The following is a 6,356-nucleotide window of genomic DNA, read 5'->3' as shown; positions in this document are numbered from 1 at the left end:
GCGCCGGGATGCTGGCGCTGGCCCGGCAGCGGCTCGGCGACGGCGTCGTGCTGGAACGTGCTGAGCTGGGCGGCCCGTTGCCCTTCGCCGATGCCGGGTTCGACGACGTCGTCGCTTCCCTGGTCCTGCACTACCTGGAGGACTGGACGACGGCGCTGGCAGAACTGCGGCGCGTGCTGAAACCCGGCGGCCGCCTCATCGGGTCGGTCCACCACCCCTTCGTCAGCCATCTGACGGCACCGCCCGGAACCGACTACTTCGCGACCCGCTCCACCTCCCAGTGGTGGGAGCTCGGTGGCACCAAGCACCTGATGACCTTCTGGGATCGGCCGCTGCACGCGATCACCGACGCGTTCACCGCGGCCGGCTTCCGGATCGACGTCATCAGCGAACCGCCCCCAGGACCCGGTGCCCGCGAACGGTTCCCCGAGATCTTCGCGCAGAGGGAGTCGGGCACGTTCCTGTGCTTCCTGTTCTTCGTCCTCACGAAGACCTGACTGCCGCCCGCAGGGGCGGGCGGCAGTCCCAGGTCTACTTGATGGACGGAACGGGCACCCGCGACCAGTCGGTGTCGGACGCGAGGTAGAACCCCGGGTGCGACGGCTGGTTGTAGGTGGTCTGCTGCCGCGCTACCTCGGCGCGGTACTGCGGGTCGTGCAGCAGCGTGTACATCTTGATCCCGCTCACCTCGGTGGACGTGTAGACGCGTAGGGCCGACGAGTCCGCGGTGGGTGTCACCAGTTCCTCGCGCCAGTCGCCGAGGATGTCGGCGACGAGCGACGGGTTGCCCTTCCAGTAGTTGTTGGTGCGCGTGCCATCGGCGGTCAGCACCGTGCCCCGGGTCCAGTCCTCGATGGTCGGCGTCTGCTCGCGGTCGCCGCTCACGACCTGTGTCGTGCCGTCGCCGGCCCACCGGATGCTCTGGTTGAGGCCCGGCCCCGTCTCCTCGAGCCGCTCACCGGTCGCGCCGAGCAGGCCGGCCGCCTGCGGCCGGTCGTCGCCCGCCCGGGCGCTGTGCCAGACCTCCAGGCCGGGCACGTCCGGTCGGACGTCGCCCAGGAGCGCGCGCCCGGTGTCGACGCCGGAGTACACGCCGAACAGCGCCTCCCCCGTGGCGGCGTCGCGCAGCACCGAGCCGTACGGCACGCCCGCGCCACCTTCGTGACAGGTCCAGATCTCCAGGCCCGGGCGCGACGGGTCGACGTCGGTCACGTGCATTGCGTCGCCGTGTCCCAGGTTCTTCACCGCCCCGGGGTCCGCCGACCCTTCGGGCAGCACGTCCGACGACGAGTACAGCAGGGTGCCGTCGTCGTCGAGCGTGGCAGCGCCGTAGACGATCTCGTGCCGGCCGTCGCCGTCGACGTCCGCCGCGGACAACGAGTGGAACCCCTGGCCCCACAGCTGCGTGAGCTCGTCGTCCGGATCGGGTCGGACGCCCTTGTTCTCGCTGTCCAGGAACGGGTTGTTCATCGGCTTGAACCCGGAGTCCGCCACCCAGCGCGTGGTCAGGCTCCGTCCGTCCCAGTCGTAGGCGACGATCGCGGCCCGCGTGTAGTACCCGCGGGCGAAGATCGCCGACGGGTGCTCACCGTCGAGGTAGGCGACGCCTGAGAGGAACCGGTCGACCCGGTTGCCGGGCTCGATCCGCGTCCACTCGTAGTCGCCCCAGCGCAGACCGTCGTCGGTGCGCCCGGGCTCGTAGTCGACGGTCTCCAACGGCCTGCCGGAGCGGCCGTCGAAGACGGTGAGGTACTCCGGTCCCGTCTGCACGAAGCCCGCGAAGGTGCGCAGGTCGTTGCGGTCCGACCGGGCGGGCACCCACTCGTCGACGTAGTAGTCCACCAGGTCACGCGCGTCGGCCCGCGACAGTGGGTAGGCGTATCGCGGCGCGATGCCGAACGCCTCCTCAAGCGTCGCCGGCCACTGCCCGCCGCGGACCTCGGGCTCGTCGGTCCACCCCTGGAACAGCTCCACGAGATGGTCGGCGTAGTCCGCCGCGCTCCAGCGGAAGTCGGACCCGTTCGTGACGCCTGCCGTCCGGTCCTCCCGCGAGATCGGCACGTACCGCTCCCCGGCGGGCCGGCCGCCGCGGTAGGTCGTGACCTTCGTGCCGGGCGCGGTCTTCACCATCACCTCGGCCTGCCCGTCGCCGTCGAAGTCGTAGACGGGGAACTGCGTGTAGTGCGCGCCCGCCCGGATGTTGACCCCCAGGTCGATGCGCCACAGCTGGGTGCCGTCGAGCTCGTAGGCGTCCAGGTACGCGTTGCCCGTGTACCCCTTCTGCGACACGTCCTTCGAGTTGGACGGGTCCCACTTGAGCACGATCTCCAGCGCGCCGTCGCCGTCGAGGTCGGCCACCGACGCGTCGTTGGCCGAGTAGGTGTAGCTCTCCCCCGCGGGCGTCACGCCGTCGGCGGGCTTGTTCAGCGGGACGTCGAGGTGGCCGTCGGACCAGACGCTCACCGGCGCGCTGCGCTTCCCGATCCGCTCGACGCCGGCCTTGCCCCCCGTCACCGGTGCGACGGCGTACCTGGATGCGGCGGCGCCGTCGGCGTCGACGTAGCTGGTGGAGTCCGTGACCGTGGCGACCCGCCTGCCGTCGCGGTAGACGGCGAAGTCCGGCCCGGCCATCCCGGTCTCGGTGTGTCCCGTGACCTCGTCACCGAGCAGGCGCCAGGAGAGGAAGATCCCCTCGCTGGTGCTCGCGGCGACGAGCCCGCGGTCGAGATGTTCGAGCTGTACCTTCCCGGCGCTGCCGGGGCCGCCCCCTGGGCCGGGCTGCGCCCCTGCCGGGCCGCCCCCGACGGCGAGCGCGCCCACCATCAGCACGGCCACTGCCCCTACGGTGGTTCTGGTCGTTCGCATAGCTCATTCCTCCCTGCGTCATCGCACTCCGAGCAGCTCGGAGAAGGACTGGTTCGGGTCGAGCGAGAGCGGTCAGGCCAGGCCCAGCGCGACCGTGACGTACGAGTGCGCGGGCAGGTCGACCTCGAGGCCGCGCGGGTGCGGTCGGACGCCGTCATGGCGGGCCGGCGCGACGGCGTCCGGCTGCGCCGTGGTGTTGTGCGCGCTCAGCGTCGGGCCGGTCAGCACCTGGGCGGTGTGCTCCAGCAGGTCGCGGCCGCGCAGGTCCAGGACGATCGTCCGGTCCTGCTCGACGTCCAGGTTCGTCAGCGACACCAGCGCGGTGTCACCACGGGTGGACGCCGACGCCGAGAGCGTCTCGAGCTCGACGTCGTCGACCGCGGTCGTCGGCAGCTCGCCGCGCCAGTGGACGTCCAGGGCGTCGGCGTCGTGGTGCCCCGTGTTCATCGCGAACACGTGGTAGGTCGGCGTCAGGACCAGCGCGTCCGTCTCCGGGTCGGTCAGGATCATCGCCTGCAGCACGTTGACCGTCTGGGCGATGTTGGCCATGACCACCCGGCCGGCGTGCCGATGGAAGGCGTCGAAGTGCCGGCTGGCCACGACGGCGTCGCGCAGGGTGTTCTGCTGGTACAGGAACCCCGGGTCGGTGCCCGGCTCGACGTTCCACCACGTGCCCCACTCGTCGACGACCAGACCGACCCGCCTCTTCGGGTCGTACCGGTCCATCACCGCGCCGTGCCGGTCGAGCAGGTGCTCCATGTGCGCCGCGCGGGCCAGCGCCCGGTACCACTCTTCGGTGCTGAACTCGGTGGCCGAGCCCTTGTCCGACCAGGGGCCGGTCATCGTGTAGTAGTGCAGGGAGATGCCCTGGAACGGGCCCGGATGCCCCTTGCCGTCCTCCAGCGGGCCGAACGACCGCATCAGGGTCTCGGTCCAGTGGTAGTCGTCCACGTTGGCGCCGGCAGCGATCCGGTACACGTCGTTGCCGGCGTGCTCACGCACGTAGGTCGCGTACTGCCGCGCGAGCGAGGCGAACTGCTCGGCGCGCAGGTTGCCGCCGCAGCCCCAGGCCTCGTTGCCGATGCCCCAGAACGGCACCCGCCACGGGGCGTCCCGTCCGTGCTGACGGCGCAGCGTCGCCATCGGCGAGTCGTCGCCGCGGGTGAGGTACTCGATCCACTCGCTCATCTCGCGCACGGAGCCGGAACCGACGTTCCCGGACACGTACGGGTCGGCGTCCAGCAGCTCGCACAGCGCCATGAACTCCTGCGTGCCGAAGGAGTTGTCCTCCACGACGTCGCCCCAGTGGGAGTTGACCATCCGTGGCCGCTCGTCCCGCGGACCGACGCCGTCACGCCAGTGGTAGTCGTCGGCGAAGCACCCGCCGGGCCAGCGCAGGTTCGGGATGTCGATGGCCCGCAGCGCCGCCACGACGTCGGAACGGATGCCGCCCACGTTCGGCACGTCGGAGTCCTCCCCCACCCAGAAGCCGCCGTAGATGCACCTCCCGAGGTGCGCGGCGAAGTGGCCGTAGACGTGCCGCGAGATGGTGGCGCCCGGCAGGTCGAGATTGATGACGGCCGTCAGATCGGTACCCATGGAGCTCTCTCTCGTCGCGTCGTTGCGGTCGGGCGGAACGTCGGGATCCGCGCTCTGTCACGTTGTGGGACATACTGCCATGAATCGATTCATGCCAGACTGGGCACCATGCGACGACGCACGACACCGGAGTCCTTCGATCCCGCTCAGGTCCGCCCGTGGAACACCGGCCTCGCCGGCCTCGGCTTCGGCGGTGACTACAACCCGGAGCAGTGGACCGACGACGTGCGGCTCAAGGACGTCGAGCTCATGCGCGAGGCGGGCGTCAACCTGCTGAGCGTGGCGATCTTCGCCTGGGCCACGATCGAGCCGCGCGAGGGCGAGCTCGACTGGGCCTGGCTGGACACGACGATGGACCGCCTGCACGGCGCGGGCATCCAGGTGGCACTGGCCACGGCGACCGCATCACCGCCACCGTGGCTGACGCGCGCGCACCCCGAGATCCTGCCACGGCTCGCGGACGGGACCGTGCTGCACCAGGGCGGGCGGCAGTCGTACGCCGTCACCCATCCGGTCCACCGGGAGTACGCGCTGCGGATGACCACGCGCATGGCCGAGCGCTACCGGGACCACCCCGCGCTGGCGCTGTGGCACGTGAACAACGAGATCGGCTGCCACGTCCCCCGCGACTACTCCGACGCCGCCGCCGACGCCTTCCGCCAGTGGCTGCGCGAGCGGTACACCACGGTCGACGCGCTCAACGAGGCGTGGGGCACCGCGTTCTGGTCGCAGCGTTACGGCTCGTTCGACGACGTCCTCCCCCCGCTCGTCGCGCCCACGTACGCCAACCCCACCCAGCAGCTCGACTTCGACCGGTTCTCCTCGGACGCGCTGCTCGACTACTACCGCGACCTGCGTGACACCCTGCGGCAGATCACGCCGCACGTGCCGGTGACCACGAACCTGATGGCGACCAGCCACACCAAGGGCATGGACTATTTCTCCTGGGCCCCGGAGCTGGACGTCGTGGCCAACGACCACTACACGGCCGCGGCCGACCCGGAGCGGCACGTCGACCTCGCGTTCTCCGCGGACCTGACCCGCGGGATCGCGGGCGGCGACCCCTGGATCCTGATGGAGCACTCGACCTCGGCGGTCAACTGGCAGCCCCGCAACCGCGCCAAGCTGCCCGGGGAGCTCCTGCGCAACTCGCTGCAGCACGTCGCGCGCGGCGCCGACTCGGTGATGTTCTTCCAGTGGCGCCAGTCCCGGGCCGGCGCCGAGAAGTACCACTCGGCCATGGTCCCGCATGCCGGCCGGGACACGGACCTGTGGCGCGACGTCGTCGCCCTGGGCGACGCCCTCCAGGCGCTCGGCGAGGTGCGCGGTTCGCGCGTGCGTTCCCGGGCGGCGATGGTCGTGGACTGGCCGTCGTGGTGGGGCGCCGAGCTCGACTCCCACCCCACGCAGGCGCTGCGGTACATGGACCAGGTGCAGGCCTGGTACGGCGCGCTGTGGCGCCGCGGCGTCACGACCGACATGGTGCCGCCGGGTGCGGACCTCGACGGCTACGACCTCGTGGTGCTGCCCACCACCTACCTCGTCACGGACGCCGACGCCCGGAACGTCGCCGCCGCCGCGCAGCGGGGCGCGTCCGTCGTGGTGACCTACTTCTCGGGCATCGTCGACGAGCACGACCACGTGCGCCTCGGCGGCTACCCGGGAGCGTTCCGCGACCTCCTGGGGGTGCGCACCGAGGAGTTCTACCCGCTGCAGGACGGCGAGACCGTGCACGTCGCCGGCGAAGCCGTCGGCGGCGCCGCCACCGCGGACCTCTGGACCGAGAAGTCGCACGTCGCCGACGACGCCGAGGTCGTCGCGTCCTACCAGGACGGCGCGCTCGCCGGCCGCCCCGCGGTCACCCGGCGCGCCGTCGGGGCGGGGCACGCCTG

General features: G+C 71.4%; 4 protein-coding genes. 2 read left to right on the top strand and 2 right to left on the bottom strand.

Annotated features, from left to right (window positions below; all coding sequences use genetic code 11):
* On the top strand, positions 1–497 hold a 497-nt coding region (locus PROKR_RS08085; RefSeq protein WP_036961725.1), incomplete at its 5' end, for a class I SAM-dependent methyltransferase.
* A gap of 34 nt (positions 498–531) precedes the next feature.
* Here PROKR_RS08085 and PROKR_RS08080 read toward each other — a convergent pair.
* Positions 532–2,865: a rhamnogalacturonan lyase gene (locus tag PROKR_RS08080; RefSeq protein ID WP_036961721.1), complete on the bottom strand. Its 2,334-nt coding sequence runs from the start codon at positions 2,863–2,865 to the stop codon at positions 532–534.
* A gap of 72 nt (positions 2,866–2,937) precedes the next feature.
* Positions 2,938–4,464 (bottom strand): alpha-N-arabinofuranosidase, encoded by a 1,527-nt coding sequence (locus PROKR_RS08075; RefSeq protein WP_036961718.1) that lies wholly within the window; start codon positions 4,462–4,464, stop codon positions 2,938–2,940.
* Between the two features lie 108 nt (positions 4,465–4,572).
* Here PROKR_RS08075 and PROKR_RS08070 point away from each other — a divergent pair.
* Positions 4,573–6,356, top strand: a 1,784-nt coding sequence (locus PROKR_RS08070) for a beta-galactosidase (protein ID WP_036961715.1), incomplete at its 3' end; no start/stop codon positions are given.

It is taken from the genome of Promicromonospora kroppenstedtii DSM 19349, assembly GCF_000515355.1.
Taxonomy (GTDB): Bacteria; Actinomycetota; Actinomycetes; order Actinomycetales; family Cellulomonadaceae; genus Promicromonospora; species Promicromonospora kroppenstedtii.
This window is presented reverse-complemented; position numbering and strand designations above follow the sequence as displayed.

Coding starts and splice junctions, on each gene's coding strand:
- PROKR_RS08080 (WP_036961721.1), bottom strand. CDS start 2,865: ATGCGAACGACCAGAACCACCGTAGGGGCAGTGGCCGTGCTGATGGTG.
- PROKR_RS08075 (WP_036961718.1), bottom strand. CDS start 4,464: ATGGGTACCGATCTGACGGCCGTCATCAATCTCGACCTGCCGGGCGCC.